Source organism: Brevibacterium sp. UBA7493 (assembly GCF_002479565.1).
In the GTDB taxonomy this organism is placed as follows: Bacteria; Actinomycetota; Actinomycetes; order Actinomycetales; family Brevibacteriaceae; genus Brevibacterium; species Brevibacterium luteolum.
Map to the genome: position 1 here is coordinate 191,231 of NZ_DLOD01000015.1, position 16,456 is coordinate 207,686.

The 16,456-nt window shown below is 64.0% G+C and carries 13 protein-coding genes and 1 tRNA gene; 9 read left to right on the forward strand and 5 right to left on the reverse strand.

The features are described 5' to 3' along the window. The first annotated feature begins 69 nt into the window (after positions 1–69). Complete coding sequence (locus B4E96_RS09740; protein ID WP_286957389.1) at positions 70–696, forward strand: TetR/AcrR family transcriptional regulator; 627 nt, start codon at positions 70–72, stop codon at positions 694–696. Here the strand turns inward: B4E96_RS09740 and B4E96_RS09745 are convergent, their stop codons facing one another. After that, complete coding sequence (locus B4E96_RS09745; protein WP_286957390.1) at positions 697–1,899, reverse strand: PucR family transcriptional regulator; 1,203 nt, start codon at positions 1,897–1,899, stop codon at positions 697–699. Positions 1,900–2,166: 267 nt separating this feature from the next. Here B4E96_RS09745 and solA point away from each other — a divergent pair, with 267 nt between their 5' ends. The 4 genes from solA to B4E96_RS09765 all read left to right on the forward strand — a co-directional run bounded on the left by solA (position 2,167) and on the right by B4E96_RS09765 (position 6,234). Then, on the forward strand, positions 2,167–3,336 hold the full coding sequence (gene solA, locus B4E96_RS09750) for an N-methyl-L-tryptophan oxidase (RefSeq protein ID WP_286957391.1): 1,170 nt from the start codon (positions 2,167–2,169) through the stop codon (positions 3,334–3,336). Further along, complete coding sequence (gene dctP, locus B4E96_RS09755; RefSeq protein WP_286957392.1) at positions 3,333–4,355, forward strand: TRAP transporter substrate-binding protein DctP; 1,023 nt, start codon at positions 3,333–3,335, stop codon at positions 4,353–4,355. The genes solA and dctP overlap by 4 nt, the downstream gene beginning before the upstream one ends. Before the next feature lie 74 nt (positions 4,356–4,429). Next, positions 4,430–4,888, forward strand: a complete 459-nt coding sequence (locus B4E96_RS09760) for a TRAP transporter small permease (protein ID WP_286957573.1) — start codon at positions 4,430–4,432, stop codon at positions 4,886–4,888. Next, positions 4,888–6,234 (forward strand): TRAP transporter large permease, encoded by a 1,347-nt coding sequence (locus B4E96_RS09765; protein WP_286957393.1) that lies wholly within the window; start codon positions 4,888–4,890, stop codon positions 6,232–6,234. Before B4E96_RS09760 ends, B4E96_RS09765 begins: the two co-directional genes overlap by 1 nt. A gap of 126 nt (positions 6,235–6,360) precedes the next feature. On the opposite strand, the gene paaZ is transcribed toward B4E96_RS09765, so the two are convergent. Then, a complete protein-coding gene (gene paaZ, locus B4E96_RS09770) occupies positions 6,361–8,451 on the reverse strand; it encodes a phenylacetic acid degradation bifunctional protein PaaZ (protein ID WP_286957394.1) in 2,091 nt (696 codons plus the stop codon). A gap of 135 nt (positions 8,452–8,586) precedes the next feature. On the opposite strand from paaZ, the gene B4E96_RS09775 reads away from it, so the two are divergent. The 4 genes from B4E96_RS09775 (at position 8,587) to B4E96_RS09790 (ending at position 12,965) form a co-directional block, all read left to right on the forward strand. Continuing rightward, entirely contained in the window at positions 8,587–9,039 is a 453-nt protein-coding gene (locus B4E96_RS09775; RefSeq protein ID WP_165884162.1) for an Lrp/AsnC family transcriptional regulator, read from the forward strand. A 238-nt stretch (positions 9,040–9,277) separates the two neighbouring features. Beyond that, entirely contained in the window at positions 9,278–10,390 is a 1,113-nt protein-coding gene (gene pdhA, locus B4E96_RS09780) for a pyruvate dehydrogenase (acetyl-transferring) E1 component subunit alpha (RefSeq protein ID WP_259800235.1), read from the forward strand. Positions 10,391–10,398: 8 nt separating this feature from the next. Then, positions 10,399–11,448, forward strand: coding sequence for an alpha-ketoacid dehydrogenase subunit beta (locus tag B4E96_RS09785; protein WP_414632695.1), 1,050 nt, complete (start codon positions 10,399–10,401; stop codon positions 11,446–11,448). Beyond that, positions 11,445–12,965 carry a dihydrolipoamide acetyltransferase family protein gene (locus tag B4E96_RS09790; RefSeq protein ID WP_286957397.1) on the forward strand — a complete coding sequence of 507 codons (1,521 nt, stop codon included), beginning with the start codon at positions 11,445–11,447 and terminating at the stop codon, positions 12,963–12,965. Before B4E96_RS09785 ends, B4E96_RS09790 begins: the two co-directional genes overlap by 4 nt. Positions 12,966–13,182: 217 nt before the next feature. On the opposite strand, the gene selB is transcribed toward B4E96_RS09790, so the two are convergent. The 3 genes from selB to B4E96_RS09805 form a co-directional block, all read right to left on the reverse strand. Next, positions 13,183–14,991, reverse strand: a complete 1,809-nt coding sequence (gene selB / locus B4E96_RS09795) for a selenocysteine-specific translation elongation factor (RefSeq protein WP_286957398.1) — start codon at positions 14,989–14,991, stop codon at positions 13,183–13,185. Continuing rightward, positions 14,988–16,340: an L-seryl-tRNA(Sec) selenium transferase gene (gene selA, locus B4E96_RS09800; RefSeq protein WP_414632696.1), complete on the reverse strand. Its 1,353-nt coding sequence runs from the start codon at positions 16,338–16,340 to the stop codon at positions 14,988–14,990. Before selA ends, selB begins: the two co-directional genes overlap by 4 nt. 21 nt (positions 16,341–16,361) lie before the next feature. Next, positions 16,362–16,456: transfer RNA gene (locus B4E96_RS09805), tRNA-Sec, on the reverse strand.

The window sequence follows — 16,456 nt, forward strand, 5'->3', positions numbered from 1 at the left end:
GATGCGGCAGGGCGGTCGCGGTGTGCTCGCTGCGGCCGCGCGGCTGCTCTTTCGCCCTAAGATGGTGGGATGACTGTGCACGATGATGGGGTGACTGTGCAGACGGGGACACCGCGACGCCGCGGCCGGCCCGGATACGACCGCGAAACGCTCATCGAGCGCTCCATCGAGATCTTCAACAAGCGCGGTTATCACGGCACCTCGATGGATGCGCTCGCCCGGGAGCTCGGAATCACAAAATCGGCGATCTACCATCATGTCGGCTCGAAGGAAGACCTCCTGGAGCAGGCCATCGCCCAGGGCCTCAATCAGCTCTTCGCCGTCATCGACACCCAGGACGCCCGCACCGAGATCTCTGCTGAAGAGCGGCTGCGGGCGGTCATCCGCGGCAGCGTCGAGGTGCTCATCACCTACCGCGACTCCGTCGCCCTGCTGCTGCGGGTGCGCGGCACCTCGACCGTTGAACGCCGCGCACTTGAGAAGCGCCGCGAAATCGATGAGCGTACCCGCGCACTCGTCGAAGCTGCGATAGCCGAGGGGTCCCTGCGCAGCGACATCGATCCCGGACTCATCACCCGCCTGCTCTTCGGCATGGTCAACTCGCTCACTGAGTGGTACCGGCCGCGCCCGGACCGCGACGCCGAAACCGTTGCCGACGCTGTGGCGACGATTGCGTTCGAGGGGCTGCGGGCGTAGTTAAGCCAATCCGAGTTTGCGCCGGTACAACCACACGTGGAGTAGCAAGCGATCTTGGCCGTTGGCCAAGTCTATCCCTGACTGTTCCTCAAAGCGCTTTAAACGGTAATACACAGTCGCACGGTGTAAATGCAAGCGGTCAGCCGTTGAAGCAGCGCTTCCAGCACAGTCCAAGTAGACAAGTACAGTTTCCAGTGTTTCACGGTCGGTCTTGGCTTCCAAGGCTCCCAAAGCTACCGGCAAAAGACGTGAAGACACCCCCGATTTCCCGTCCGCCATCAAATAGCATTCAAGCGGCCTATCGCACCATCTGACTGCGGGCAGGCGACCAGCTTCCGCCACTGACGCCGCGACCCTTGCTTGCTCGACGGACACAAATACGTCCGCTAGTTTCGTCGGGTCGCCCATACCAACGTGGATCCGTTGCTTGAGCTTCACCCCCATCGTCCTGAGCTGTCTGACAACTCCCGCTTCAACTCGCCGAGCATCGACCACATCTCCAGACGAAAAGCGCTCACTAATCCCAACGAACTCGACTGGAGAGAAAGCAATACCGACCCGTTTCCTGTCCGTTCGAAACGAGCGATGCCATGCTTCAGACAACCGTTTGAAGTCTCCCATAGTCGGGCCAGCATCCCCGCCAAAAAGCCGAATAACAGAGGTATCCACCAAGCCATCAGCGGGAAGAATGTTGAACTCACCGAGAGTTCGGGCTCCATCCAATCTAGGCGCGGATGATTCGTCTAGCAGCTGACGAACCCATCTTTCAATCTCGCTTTTCGAGGGCGTTCTCTGGACAGTCCGGCCTTCTAGCATAGATCCAAGCTCTTGCGTCGCCGCTACGCAATCGGCTTGGTCCGCACGCGACATCTCGTCGTCGGCGATGATCCATAATACGCCTAGGAGGCGACCACGGTTCCTAATAGGAAACGCTACACGGTCGTTATCGAAACCGTATTCGTTTAGTGCAGGAACCCTCACCGGGCCGAACCAGTTCTCCATATCCAGCGATTTCACGTAGTCGCGAACAGGCTCGTGGAGCCGCCGCTCGGCAAGAGATCGAAGCCGAATCAGGTCTTCATCTCCAAAACTATGATCACTGTGGCCGATGTAATTGAGATCGGCGTCATCGATGGCCACGCTGCGCTGAATAAGGGTCGCAAGTCGTTGCGCCACAACCAACACGGGATCTTCATCGAACATGCCCCCAGACTATAGGCGCTCTTGCAGAGGTCTCGAGCGGCAATCTCGCAGTTACATCTAGCCCGCGCCTACCAACTCCCAAATATCCACCCACTCAATCGCCCGCCACCGCCGCTAGTCGAGCGAAGCAAGGCCTCGGTCCACCTAGATTCAACATTTGTCGAGTTACCTGGCGGCGATCCTAAACACCCATATAGTGCGAACCAGCCGCAGGCATGGTGACATAGACCACATCTAGACGCGAGAGAACGAAGGGGTGGACATTCCATGGCGCAACCAACAGTCGCGGTAGTCGGCGCGGGGTCAATGGGGAGCATGACGATGTGGCAGCTCGCGAACGCGGGAGCCAAGGTGCTCGGATTTGAGCAGTACGGCATCGCCCATGACCGATCCGCTGCCGGCGGAGAATCACGAATGTTCCGAACCGCCTACATGGAGGGAGCAAACTACGTGCCCCTCCTTCAGCGGGCCGAGGCACTCTGGCGGGCGTTGGAGCTCGAGACTGGCGCACAGCTGCTGACGATGACTGGTGGCCTCATGATCGGGGGCCACAGTTCTGAAAAGATCCACAACGTCTTGCAGTCAATTCACGAGTTCGACCTGCCGCACGAGGTGCTCGATCCGGAACAGGCCAGCCGACGCTTCCCCCAACACAGCTTCGATCGTGACGAAGCCATAATATTGGATAAGGCGGCCGGAATGCTTCGGCCAGAATACGCTGTCTTCACCGCTGTCAGCCGAGCTGTAGAGCTAGGGGCAGAGTTACACACCTACACGCCAGTCCTCGGCGTCGAGTCCTCAGGTGACAAAGTCAAGGTCGCGACGCCGAAGCAAAATTACGAGGTGGACTACGCGGTCATCACCACCGGCCCGTGGTTCGATAAGCTCGTGCCAAGCGCCGCAGGCACCGTGACCCCAAGAAGAATCCTGATGAGCTGGTTCGCCTCAAAGAATCCGGCCGCGTTCAAGCAAGACAGGTTCCCAGTCTTCGCAAGACTCTCCGACGAAGCAGATATCTTCGGTATTCCAACCCTCGACGGCACACTTACAAAGGTCGCTAGTATCGCAACGTTCGGCGACGTTGAAGACGCAGACCATCTCGATCACAACACCGACCATAAAGATTTCGAGGAACTAAACAGCATCGTTAACCGAACACTTAACGGTCTGGCAACAACCCCATCACGGATATCAGTCCACATGGATGGTTACACACCAACAGGAACGCCCATAGTCGACCGCTCCCCGGAATCGGACCGAGTCTTCTGTATGGGCGGGTTCTCTGGGCACGGCTTTAAACTCGCACCAGTTATGGGTCAATTGGCGACGGAGTACATTTACGGTAACACTTCGCACCTACCTAGAGAACATATGACATTCGCAACCCCCGAACGGTTGGGCTCAAGTCACGCCGCAGAACAAGGAGACACGACGTGAAAAAGATTAGCATCCAGGCGACAGCGATAGTATGCGCCGGAGTACTCCTAGCACTCACAGGTTGCAGCGGCGACGGCAACGGTGCAGCAACCACTCTGAGAGTCGCAGGACAAAATAACCCGGACCATCCGAACACTACCGAACTCAAGACCATGGCCGAAACGGTAGAGAAAGCTACCGACGGGCGCGTCAAACTTGAAATATACCCGAACAACCAGCTCGGAGATTACACGCTGATGTACGAAGAAATCAGCAGGGGAAGTGTGGACATGGGCCTCATATCCACGCCAACCCACCTTGACAACCGCCTAGAGATCCAGTACCTGCCCTACCTGTTCACTACCTATGACGACGTCAACGAGAACTTCACAATTGACTCGGTCCTCGGCGAGAAACTAGGCGAGATCCACGAGCAGCAAGGCATAACCCTGCTTGGTTTGTTTGCAGAAGGCTTCGGGGGTATCGGTTCAGGAAAACCCGTGAATGATCCTGCCAACCCCGGCACGTCGAAGGGAGTGCGTTGCCGCGTACCCGACATAACGATCACGGCCACAAATACGAAGGACCTCGGGTTCCAAACCGTGTCTCTCCCATACGCCGAGGTGTATCAAGGCATGCAAACGGGCAATGTGGAAGCATGGACTGGCGGTCACCCGCTCGTTAACTATTTGCAGTTCCGAGACGTCATCAACTATTACTACCAGTACAACAACAACTTTGAGTCGACGCATCTTTTGATAAATAGCGATGCTCTTAATAGCCTGTCCGAAGACGACCAGAACGTATTGCGCGAAGCTGGCGTCACTCTGACAGAAAATAGCTATAGACTCGCCGAGCAACAGGACGAGGAATACCGTAAGAAAATGGCGGAGAGCGGAATAGAGGTAACGGAGTTTTCGCAGGATGAGCTTGAACGGCTAGCGGAATATTCGCGAGAAAAGTCGTGGTCCGTCCTTGACGATCCCAAGCAGAAGGAAATGATTGCTGAGGTTGCAAAGAGTCTCAACATCCAGCTATAACTTCCTTCGCAACTTAGGAGAGTCCCTTGTCGCAATTACGGTACGCCTGGAACATACTTCTGAAAACGCAAGAAGTGATAGTCGCTCTAAGTTTCGCGGCAATCATACTAGGCCTCGGTGCGGAAGTCGTCTCCCGATACGCTTTGGGTAAAAGCCTATTCGGCATGAGTGAGATTCTGGTCATCCCGATGTTCTGGCTGTACTTTCTAGGAGCGTCGTTAAGCAGCCACGACGGCGGTCACATTTCAGCTAATATCCTGGATACATACCTAAAAAAGGAAAGACCGCGTCTACTTTTAGAGTCGATTGTCGCCATCGTCACTCTTGCGATAAGCGTGGTCCTCACTTACTGGGCGGTCCTATACTTTATAGACGCGGTACAGCGTGACGGTCGTTCAAATGTGCTAGGCATCCCGCTCACCATACCTCAATCAGCCGTGCTCATAGGATTCTGCCTAATGGCGTTCTACACCGCGGTGCGCGCAACACAAGCGGTACTCAAGCTCACTAAGCATTCGGAGACTGAGAACTAATGTACTTAGCCGTCGGCATATTATTACTTATCCTTTTGCTGATAGTCGGTGTACCCGTCTTCTGGACCTTCCTGGCTGTCACCATCTTTTTGATATTCAGTCTGGGATATGATCCAGTATTCCTGTTACCGTACGGCTATAGCCAGCTGAACTCTCCGCTGCTGCTCGCCATCCCAATGTTCATTGTTGCGGGTAAAGTAATCGAACGAGGCGGCATTGGCGACGCCATTGTGAACTGGACTGAGACGATCGTTGGTAAATTCAAGGGCGGCCTAGGAGTCACTACTGTCGTAGCGTGTGCGATATTTGGATCCATTTCGGGCAGTGCGTTGGCAGCGCTCTCCACCATTGGCTCCATCATGTTCGGAAAGCTCGAACGTGACGGTTATGATCGTGGGTTCTCGGCGTCGCTAGTCGCAAGTTCGTCTATTCTTGGCTTGTTGATTCCTCCAAGCGGAATCATGATTTTATACGCCTGGATGGCAAATGTTTCCGTCCTCGCAAGCTTTTTGTCGACTCTTATTCCGGGCCTAATTCTCGTTACGCTTTTTAGCATCATCAATATAGTTTATATTCGCCGCTACGGCAACACGTTGAAGCCGTTGCCTAGTGTTCCTTTCACCAATACCAGCTCCGGCCCAGTTCACACTCCCCCGCCTCTCAACTTTCCACGTGCGACGCTCCGGGCTCTTCCTGCGCTGGCGCTTCCAGTCATAGTATTAGGTGGCATCTATAGCGGTATTGTTACGACCGTGGAGGCAGCCGTACTAGCCTCGTTGTACGCTATCCCCGTCGGCGTGCTCATCTATCGGAAGCTTCGTCTTTCCGAGTTACCTTCGGTCTTTATTGACGCCGGTAAAACCACCGGAGTGGTTATGGTGATGGCATTCTCAATGATGATCTTGAGCCGCGTATTCACCATGGAGAGTCTACCCAATAGTATTAGCCTGGTTCTGACTAGCGTGTCCGATAACCCGGTCCTGGTGCTTCTCTTGATTAACCTGTTCGTGATCGTAATGGGTATGCTGATTGACGACGTGAGCGGAATCTTACTCTTGACTCCCATTTTGCTTCCGCTTGCAACTTCAGTTGGCGTCGACCCAATTCATTTTGCGGCGATCCTTGGCGTGAATCTTGGGCTGGCCAACATCACTCCTCCGACCGCACCTCTTTTATACTTTGGCGGCCAGGTTGGAAAAGCCTCTATTCGTTCAATGCTGAAACCTACTTTCGTTCTCATCCTTCTGGCATGGGTTCCAGTTCTGCTGCTCACAACATACGTACCGTCGCTGTCTCTCTGGCTGCCGGAGTTGATTTTGGATTATCAGCCGGTGGGAGCGTTCTAGTTGCCACTCACCTGAAAGGTTCTTTTACTTATTAATGGCCCGAGTAGGGTGTCTCAATGATGGGGCTACATCCATGTATGGCAACCTATTGCTCGTTGCTCGGCGCTCTGATCCAGACGCGGGCACTCAGCTCTTGCTCTTCCCTGCTTCGTTCTCGACCAAAGTGAGCACGTCGTAGGTGGCGACGATGTCGTCGTTCTGGTTCGTCACGAGCGCATCCCAGCGGACTTCGCCGTACTCATCGGTTTCGCGCGGCGTGATCTGCTTGGCCGTCAGCGTCACGGTCAGTGAATCACCCGGTGAAACCGGGGTGATGAAGCGCAGGTTCTCCAAGCCGTAGTTCGCGAGCACCGGGCCGGGCTCGGGCTTGACGAACAGGCCGGCGGCGAACGAGACGACGAGGTAGCCATGCGCCACACGTCCGGGGAAGAACGGGTTGGCAGCTGCGGCCTCTTCATCGGTGTGGGCGTAGAAGGTGTCGCCGGTGAATTCGGCGAAGTGCTCGACGTCTTCCAGGGTCACCTCGCGCGGGCCGCCGACGATCGTGTCGCCGATGCGCAGCTGGCTTAAGTCCTTGCCGAAGGGGTGACCGCCCTCAGTCCGGCGGGCGGCTTCAGGAGTCCAGGTGCCGGTGATCGCAGTGAGCATATCGGGTGAGGCCTGGATGGCGGTGCGCTGCATGTAGTGCAGCACCGAGCGGATGCCGCCGAGCTCCTCTCCCCCGCCGGCGCGGCCGGGCCCGCCGTGCACCAGGGTGGGCAGCGGTGAGCCGTGGCCGGTCGATTCCTTGGCGTCGTCGCGGTCGAGGACGAGGATGCGGCCGTGCCAGGGCGCGGTGCCGAGGACGACCTCGCGGACGACCTCGGGGTCGTGGCTGACGATCGAGCCGACGAGCGAACCCCGGCCGCGGGCAGCGATCTCAACAGCCTCGGAAAGCGAGCTGTAGGGCACGAGCGTGGCGACCGGGCCGAAGGCCTCGACGTCGTGGACGGCATCGACGTCAGCGGTGGCCTTGAGCAGAGTCGGGGGCACGAACGCACGTGAAGCCGACCCCTCCCCCGATGCGCCGGCCGCCTCGCCGCCGCACACCACCTCGGCGCCGGCGGCTGTCAGGGTGCCGATCGCCTCACGCACATCGTCAGCCTGGTCAGCGGAGACGAGCGGGCCCATGCGGGTCGCCTCGTCGTGCGGGCTGCCGACGGTGATTCCGGCGAGCTTGCCGACCACCGCCTCGGCGACGGCGTCGAGGTGCTCGGCGGGCACGAGCGCACGGCGGATGGCGGTGCACTTCTGGCCGGCCTTGGCGGTCATCTCGGTGACAAGCTGGCGGACGTAGAGGTCGAACTCCTCGCTGCCGGGACCGGCGTCGGGACCGAGGAGGGAGAAGTTGAGCGAGTCGGCTTCGGCGAAGAAGCGGGTGCCGCGCTCGGTCACGCAGGCATGGGAGGCGAGCGTCCGGGCGGTGGTCGCCGAGCCGGTGAAGGCGATGGTGTCCTGTTCGCTGAGGTGGTCGAAGAGGTCGCCGGTCGACCCGCAGATGAGCTGCAGCGCGCCTTCGGGCAGCAGGCCGGATTCGATGATGTCGGTGACAACGGCGTGGGTGAGCTGGGCGCCGTTGGTGGCCGGCTTGACGATGACCGGCTGGCCGGCGGCGAACATCGGCCCGAACTTCTCCAGCATCCCCCAGACTGGGAAGTTGAAGGCGTTGATCTGCACGGACACTCCCGGACGGGCGGTGCAGATGTGCTGGCCGGCGAAGGTCTGGCGCTTCGACAGGCGCTCGACGCCGCCGTCAAGGTAGACGGTCGAGTTCGGCATCTGCCGGCGGGCGACCGAGGAGTAGGAGAACAGCGTCGAGATGCCGCCGTCGATGTCGATGAGGCCATCGCGAGCGGTCGCGCCGGTGGTCAGCGAGATCGCGTGGTAGCGCTCGCGGCGCTCGTTGAGGTAGACGGCCAGGGCCTTGAGGATGACGCCGCGCTGGTGGAAGGTCAGCGCGCGCACGGCCGGCCCGCCGGTGTCGCGGGCGTGGGCGACGACGGCTGCGAAGTCGATGCCCGCAGACGACACGCCGGCCAGTGCGGTGCCGGTGGCCGGGTCGCAGATCGTGCGTACGTGCGGCTGAGATCCTTGCGGAGTGTCGTCGGCCGTCCCCGAGATGTCGGCGGCGGGGGCAGTCCATGTCCCGCAGACGTAGGAGGTGAGGATTTCGGTCATGGCGGCTCCTAAGATCGACGTCGTCGTCGTGCCCGCTGCTGGGGTGCGCGGGCAGCGCTTTTCATACTAACCGTTCGGTCAGTTATTGTCATGGGTACTAAGCTGTTGGCCAATCCGGACGGGAGGAGTCTGCACATGGCGCGTGACATCGATGACATCGACCGCCGGATCATCGCCGCCCTCGTCGCCGACTCCCGCTCGTCGATCCGGCAGCTGGCCGAGCGCGTGCACATCTCCCGCTCCGCCGCCCATTCCCGGCTCAACGCCCTCATCGAATCCGGTGCCATCCGCCGCTTCACCGCCGATATCGACAAGGCCGCCCTCGGCATGACCGTCTCAGCTGTCGTCGTCGTCAAGATCGGCGAGCGCCCGTGGCCAGATGTCCGCGATGACCTGGCCGCCCTGCCGTTCGTCGAGAAGGTCCAGGCCGTCAGCGGTGACATCGACGCGCTGCTGACCGTCAACGCACCCTCGAACACTGAGCTGTCCCAGGTGATCCTGCGGCAGGTGCACGAGATTCCCGGCATCGTCTCGACCCGCTCGCTGCTCGTCCTCGACGAAGTCGACGGGCACCGCCCCGGCAGCTGAGCGGACTTTTCACACCACCCCGCGGTCACCGCCGACCGGGCCCGCTTGACCCATCATGTTGAAAGCGCCCCGGTTCCGTTGCAGCCGTACGCAAACCGCCTCGGGCACGGTGGACGAATGTCCCAGCAGCCGTGAGCTCGCACACGCGATCGTCCGATATTGCACAGACGCGCGGCCACCCGTCTGGCAGTGGCCCGATCTGCTGGTGCGGTGATCGCGATCACAGGACGATGGTTGCATGACTATCGACATTCCACGCTCTGCCGACGCCGCCAGGGAGGTGCCGTCGCTGCACCCGATCAGCTTCATCGACGAAGCCGGCCAGGTCACCGACGCCTCAGCACCCGACGGTCTGCGCATGCCCTCGGCTGACATGCTGCTCAAACTCTACCGCCGGATGGTCATCGCCCGGCGCTTCGAAGCCCAGGTCACCGCGCTCACCCGCCAGGGACGTCTGGCGACCTACCCGTCAGCCGCCGGCCAGGAGGCCTGCGAGATCGGCGCGGTGTCGGCGCTGACGGACACCGACTGGCTGTTCCCGACCTACCGCGACTCCGCCGCCCTGCTCACCCGCGGGATCCCGGTGCCGGAGATCCTCGCGGCTTTCCGCGGCGACTGGCACTGCGGCTTCGACCCCAACGCCTACTGCACCGCACCGGCGGCCACGCCGCTGGCCACCCAGGGCCTGCACGCCGCCGGCTTCGGCATGGCCGCCAAGCTGCGGGGTGAGGACACCGCGACGCTGACGTTCATGGGCGACGGCGCCACCAGCGAGGGCGATGCGCACGAGGCATTCAACTTCGCTGCCGTGTGGCAGACCCCGACGGTGTTCTTCATCCAGAACAACCAGTACGCGATCTCGGTGCCGCTGCGCGAGCAGACGAACGCGACCCTGCTGGCGGACAAGGCGATCGGCTACGGCATGCCCGGCTACTGCGTCGACGGCAATGACGTCGCCGCCGTCTACGCCGTCGTCACCGCCGCGATCGACCGCGCCCGTGCCGGTAACGGCCCGACTCTCATCGAGGGCCTGACCTACCGCATCGAGGCGCACACGAACTCCGATGACCCGACCCGCTACCGCGACGGCGCGGAGGTTGACATCTGGAAGCGCCGGGATCCGATCGTGCGCCTGGAGTCCTACCTGCGCCAGACAGGTGCACTCGACGACGGCTCGGTCGAGGCGATCGCCGCCGATGCCGAGGAGTTCGCCGCCGAGGTCCGTGAGGCGATGAACACCGAAGCCGAGCGCAACCCGCTCGAGATCTTCGACCACGTCTACGCCCACGCCCGCCCGGCTCTGGCCGAGCAGCGCGCCCTGCTGGCTGCCGAGCTGGAAGAGGTGTCATGACTGCTGAGATGACCTCCGGCACCCAGGCGAGCACCGGCACTCAGGCTAACGCCGCCTCGGGCGAGGCGACCGCGGCGGCCGCGCGCCCGGTGTCGATGACGACCGCGCTCAACACCGCGCTGCGCGATGCGCTGGCAGCCGATGACTCCGTCGTCGTCTACGGCGAGGACGTCGGCCGGCTCGGCGGTGTCTTCCGCGTCACCGACGGGCTGCGCGAGGAGTTCGGCGCTGAGCGCGTATGGGACTCCCCGCTGGCCGAATCCGGGATCATCGGCACCGCTGTCGGCATGGCGATGGCCGGGATGCGCCCGGTCGTCGAGATGCAGTTCGACGCCTTCTCCTACCCGGCGTTCGAGCAGATCGTGTCGCATGTGGCCAAGATGCGCAATCGCACCCGCGGGCAGGTCGAGCTGCCGATCGTCATCCGCATCCCGTGTGCTGGCGACATCGGCGGTGTCGAACACCACTCGGACTCCTCGGAAGCCTACTGGTGCGCCACCCCGGGTCTGACTGTCGTCACCCCGTCGAACCCAGCTGATGCGTATTCGATGCTGCGGGAGGCGATCGACAGCCCGGATCCGATCATCTTCATGGAGCCGAAGTCCCGCTACTGGTCGAAGGACACACTGACCCTGCCGGTGCAGACCGCCTCCATGTATAAGGCGCAGGTCGTGCGTGAGGGCACCGATGTCACGCTGCTGTCCTACGGCCCCACCGTTCGCACCGCGCTCGCCACCGCTGAGGCCGGTGCCGAGGAGGGCGTATCGATCGAGGTCATCGACCTGCGCAGCCTCTCCCCCTTCGACGATGCCACCGTCGCCGCCTCAGTTGCGAAGACCTCACGCGCTGCTGTCCTGCATGAGGCCGCCCAATTCTGCGGTTATGGTGCCGAGGTGGCCGCCCGGGTGACCGAACGCTGCTTCACCGCGCTGGCCGCCCCGGTGCTGCGCATCACCGGCTTCGACGTGCCGTTCCCGGCCCCGAAGCTCGAGGAGTTCTACCTGCCGACACCCGACCGCATCCTCGATGCCCTGGACACCTGGGAGTGGGAGCTGTGACCGCCACACACACGAGCACCGGCCAGGACTTCATCCTCCCGGATTTGGGCGAGGGGCTGACCGAGGCCGAGGTGGTGAGCTGGAAGGTCGAAGTCGGTGACACTGTCGCCATCGACGAGATCGTCGCCGAAGTCGAATCCGCCAAAAGCGTCGTCGACCTTCCCTGCCCCTATGCCGGTGTCGTCACCGCCCTGCACTTCGCTGAGGGCGACACCGTCCACGCCGGCCAGGCGATCCTGACGATCGGCGGCGAACACGGCAACGCTGGAGGCGGCGCCGCGGACAGCGCTGGGGGCGGCGCCGCGGATGGCGATGCTGCTGACGGTGCGGGGCCAGCCGGCGGCGAGGACGTCGTGCCCGGCACGGCACTGCGCTCCACCGACGGCGATGACGCGCCTCCCGGTCCCGGCGAGGAGAGCGAAGGCTCCGGTGCTGTGCTCATCGGCTACGGCACCAGGGAGGTCTCCGGTGCCAAGCGCTCCGGCCGCCGCAGCTTCGGCAGGAAGACCGGCCAGCAGGCCGCCCAGCCGCAGCCAGCCGCCCAAGCCCCGGCCGCGCTGGACACCGCACCTGCTCCGGCCGCGCCGAAAGCCGCACCCGCCTCGGCTGAGGCAACCGCCGCCTCGGGCGCGGGGAAGTTCTCCCGCGTCGTCTCACCGCTGGTGCGCAAGATGGCCGCCGCCAACGGCTTCGTCGCCAAAGAGCTCACCGGCTCCGGACCCGGTGGCATGGTCATGCGCCGCGATGTCATGGACGAGATCGCCCGCCGCTCCCACACCGACACACAGGCAGACCACGCCGCGGCACCAGCAGCCACCGCCTCGGGTGCGGACACGGTCATCCCGCTGACCGGGCTGCGCAAGGTCGTCGCGGAACGGCTGTCCCGCTCGCGCCAGGAGGTCCCGGAGGCCACGATTTGGCTCGACGTCGACGCCACCGAGCTGCTGGCTGCCAAGAAGCAGCTCGAAGCCAAGCACGGCGAGAAGTTCTCGGTCATGTCGCTCGTCGCCCGGTTCGTCACTGCTGGCCTGCAGAAGTGGCCGATCCTCAACTCTTCTGTCGATGAGGCCGCCGGTGAGATCCGCGTGCACGCAGACGTCAACCTCGGACTGGCCGCCGACACCCCGCGTGGGCTTATGGTCCCGGTCGTCCACGGTGCTGGCGGGATGACACTGCGGCAGCTGCGCGATGCGATCGGGGACAAGGTCGACAAGGCCTCAACCGGGCGCTTCGACCCCTCCGAGCTGAGCGGCGGAACGTTCACGCTGAACAACTACGGTGTGTTCGGCGTCGACGGATCGGCACCGATCATCAACCTGCCCGAAGTCGCGATGCTCGGCCTGGGCCGGATCAAGGAGCGGCCGTGGGTGATCGACGGTGAGCTGACGGTGCGCAAGGTGATGTACCTGTCGTTCGTGTTCGACCACCGGGTGTGCGATGGCCGTGAACCCAGCGAGTTCATCACCTTCATCGCCGACTGCATCGAGAATCCCATCAGCTTCCTCGCCGATATCTGAGCCCGACCGGCCGCCAGCCCGCAGGCAAGGCGCCGGCCGCAGGTCGTAGCGTGCCCGCGCGCATAGGGGCACGGCTGGGCCCCGGTCCGAGATCCATGCGTTCTCCGGCCGGGGCCTTGTGCTGGCAAGATCTGCGCGGCACCCTGGCGCAGCGATCTCTTTCGGGCATGGTGGGACACCCAGCTGTGCATTGCTGGGGTCGGCAGCCGTTGTCGGCTCAGCGCACGGCTTCGCGCAGGTTCCCGTCCAGCCGGCGGGTCCAGCCGCGGGAGTCGAGGTGTTCGAGCAGCGGGATTGCGACCCGGCGGGTGGTGCCGAGTGCCTGCCGGGCCTGGCTGGCGGTGAAGGGCTGGTCGAGTGCGGCCAGCACGCGCATCGCCTGCGCCGGTGCACTCGGCAGCAGCACCACGCCCTCAGAGATGCGGATGAGCCGGCCGATCCGTTCGGCAGCCGCGAGCTCCCTGGAACCCAGGTTCAGCCGAGCCAGATCGTCGGCTTCCGGAGCGCTGAAGGGGCTGGCGGCCAGCTGCCGTTCGAGTGCGGCGATGCTCTTCTCCGCCCGGCCCAGATCCGCCCGCTGCTGCAGCGGGCGGATGAGCCCGTCGCGCTGCCGGAGCCTGGCGGCTTCGATGACGGCATCGAGCAGCTCTGTGTTCGGCAGTTCGAGAGCATGCGCGGCAGCCTGGCGGCTGAGGCCTGGTGAGAGCGCATCGGTTCTGAGGTGGGCGGCGAGCAGCTCCCGCAGGCGAGACGCCCAGGTGCGCACCGCCTCGGCGGTGGCCAGCCAGCCGCCGATCGCAACGACGCCTGCCGGCAGCCGGGCCCCAGCAAGCGCACCGGTGTCGAAACCGAAGCGCCGCAGCGTCTCCACGCGCACTGCCCGCCGGCGGGCGACCTCCGCCGCCAGCGACCCGCCAGCCGGCAGTTCGGCCAACGCCTCGGCACGCCTGCGCCCGGCCCCGCGGCGGGTCAGGGTCGGCGGGTCGAGGTCGAGGACCTGCACGCCGGCAACCACCATCTTCGCCCCGGAGTCGCGCAGCACCATTCGATCCCCAAGCTGCAGGGGCAGCGGCTGGCTCAGCTGCAGGCGCGCATGATCGGCATCGAAGGGCCGCAGCCTGGCCCCGACCGCAGCAGTGCCGATGTGGACGGTGATGTGCTCGCTGCCCTCATCGAATGCCCCGCCTGAAGCCCAGCGCACATCGACGGTGTCGGTGATCCACCAGTCGGCGGAGATGAGCGCGTCCCCGCGGTGCACTTCGGCTGCCGGGATGCCGCGCAGGTTCAGTGCCGCCCGGCTCACCGGTTCGAGCACCTCCGACGGCTCCCCGCGGGACTGCACCCCGCGGACGGTGATCTCGCGCAGCCCGCCGGTCTCCTGCCCGAGGAGCTGCAGCCGCTCACCTGCCCGCACCGTGCCGCCGGCGAGCGTGCCGGTGACGACGGTGCCCGACCCTGCGATCGTGAACGCCCGATCGATCCACAGGCGCAGCCGGGTGTGAGGATCCGGTTCCGGCAGCCCGGCAAGCACTCCGTCAAGAGCCCCGCGCACCTCGTCGAGTCCTTCACCGGTGACACCGGAGCAGGCGACGATCGGAGCGGCTGCCAATCCGGTGCCGCGCAGTTCGGCACGCGCCCGGGCCGTCACCTCCGGCACGGCGTCCGGGGCGCGGTCGCGGCGGGTGATGACGATCAGGCCAGCAGTGATGCCGAGAGCTGCAATCGCATCGCGGTGCTCGCTCGACTGCGCCTGCCAGCCCTCATCGGCGGCGATGACGAAGCAGACGACGGGGACGGGTCCGAGCCCTGCGAGCATATTGCCGACGTAGCGTTCGTGGCCGGGCACGTCGACGAAGGCGACCTGGCGGCCCGACGGCAGGGTCGTCCACGCGAAACCGAGGTCGATCGTCAGCCCGCGTTCGCGCTCCTCAGCCCACCGGTCGGGTTCGATTCCGGTCAGCGCACGCACGAGCGTCGATTTGCCGTGGTCGACGTGCCCGGCGGTGGCGATGACGAAGCCGCTCATCTGCCGTTCCCGAGGCGGTGACCGGCAGCAGTGATGGCATTCGCGAGTGCAGGGTCCTGGTCTGTGGGGATGCAGCGCAGGTCGATGAGGCAGCTGCCGTCATGCACGCGCGGCAGGACTGCCGGGTCGCCGGTACGCAGGACCGCAGCGAAGCTTTCGGGCAGAGCGAGCGCCCAGCCCGGCAGCGGCACGCCGGTGCCGCCACCGCCTCCCACCCGACCGTCATGTGCCACGACGGTGCCGCCGACCTGCGCTGCGAGCGCGTCGGTGCGGCGGCGAAGCTCAGCGGGGTCAGCGTGCAGCATCGCATGAACTGGGCTGGCACCGGCACGCAGCGTGGCTTCGATGGCGGCGAGTGTGAGCTTGTCGGCACGCACCGCGCGAGCCAGCGGATGGCGAGCGAGCCGCGCGATCGTCTCGCCGGTGCCGAGGATGAGGCCAGCCTGCGGGCCGCCGAGGAGTTTGTCGCCGGATGCGATGACAGCATCGGCTCCGGCGGCCAGAGCCGCATCGATGCTCGGCTCATCGGGCAGGACGGGGTCGGCTTCCAGCAGCCCGGAGCCGACGTCGACGATGAGCGGCACCGCATACTCCCGGCACAGTGCGGCCAGCTCACCGGTGGCCACACTGGCGGTGAAGCCGGTGAGGGCGAAGTTCGAGGGATGGACCTTGAGCACGCAGCCGGCACCGGCAGCCAGGGCCTGGGCGTAGTCCTCTGGATGGGTGCGATTCGTGGTGCCGACTTCGCGCAGCTGTGTGCCGGCTGCGGTGATGAGGTCGGAGAGCCGGAATCCGGCACCGATCTCGATGAACTCCCCGCGGCTGATGACGATCCCGCCGTGGCTGCAGTGATGATGGCCGTCGGTGACCGCTGCTGGTCCCCCGCCCAGTGCGGTGGCGGCCAGCAGCAGGGCGGCTGCGCCGTTGTTGACGATGAGGGCGTCATCGGCGTGCCGGCAGCGTGCCAGCAGCGCCGCCCGTGCGGCGGCCCCGCGACGAGAGCGGGCGCCGGAGGGCAGATCGAGTTCGACGTCGACGTATCCTGCGGCATCGGCAAGAGCCTGCCGGGCGGGTTCGCTCAGGGGTGCGCGGCCGAGGTTGGTGTGGATGATGACGCCGGTGGCGTTGAGCACCGGGGTCAGAGAGGAGGCCCGCTGGGAGCCAGCAGCTTCGAGCACGGCGTCGACCACCTCGGCGGCGGAGATCTCCCCGCGGCGGGCACGGTCCTGGGCGGCGCGCACGAGCCCGAGCACAACGCTGCGGCCGAGCGTCCGGCTGGCGGCGATGAGCTGCGGATGCTCCATCAGCCGGTCGGTGCGCGGGATGGCGCGGCGCGGGTCCTCCACGATCCTCCTTGATTCTCCAGCCTGTGGCGGAGGCGGACGGGAATCGAACCCGCCAGACCGAGATGCTCGGTCTCACCGGTTTTGAAGACCGGGGGGCCCACCAGGACCCGGACGCCTCC

What these genes read in the sequence shown, in the direction of transcription:
- pdhA (WP_259800235.1), top strand. Translation starts at nt 9,278, where the DNA reads ATGACTATCGACATTCCACGCTCTGCCGACGCCGCCAGGGAGGTGCCG.
- B4E96_RS09785 (WP_414632695.1), top strand. Translation starts at nt 10,399, where the DNA reads ATGACCTCCGGCACCCAGGCGAGCACCGGCACTCAGGCTAACGCCGCC.
- selB (WP_286957398.1), bottom strand. Translation starts at nt 14,991, where the DNA reads ATGAGCGGCTTCGTCATCGCCACCGCCGGGCACGTCGACCACGGCAAA.
- paaZ (WP_286957394.1), bottom strand. Translation starts at nt 8,451, where the DNA reads ATGACCGAAATCCTCACCTCCTACGTCTGCGGGACATGGACTGCCCCC.
- B4E96_RS09765 (WP_286957393.1), top strand. Translation starts at nt 4,888, where the DNA reads ATGTACTTAGCCGTCGGCATATTATTACTTATCCTTTTGCTGATAGTC.
- B4E96_RS09745 (WP_286957390.1), bottom strand. Translation starts at nt 1,899, where the DNA reads ATGTTCGATGAAGATCCCGTGTTGGTTGTGGCGCAACGACTTGCGACC.
- B4E96_RS09740 (WP_286957389.1), top strand. Translation starts at nt 70, where the DNA reads ATGACTGTGCACGATGATGGGGTGACTGTGCAGACGGGGACACCGCGA.
- B4E96_RS09775 (WP_165884162.1), top strand. Translation starts at nt 8,587, where the DNA reads ATGGCGCGTGACATCGATGACATCGACCGCCGGATCATCGCCGCCCTC.
- solA (WP_286957391.1), top strand. Translation starts at nt 2,167, where the DNA reads ATGGCGCAACCAACAGTCGCGGTAGTCGGCGCGGGGTCAATGGGGAGC.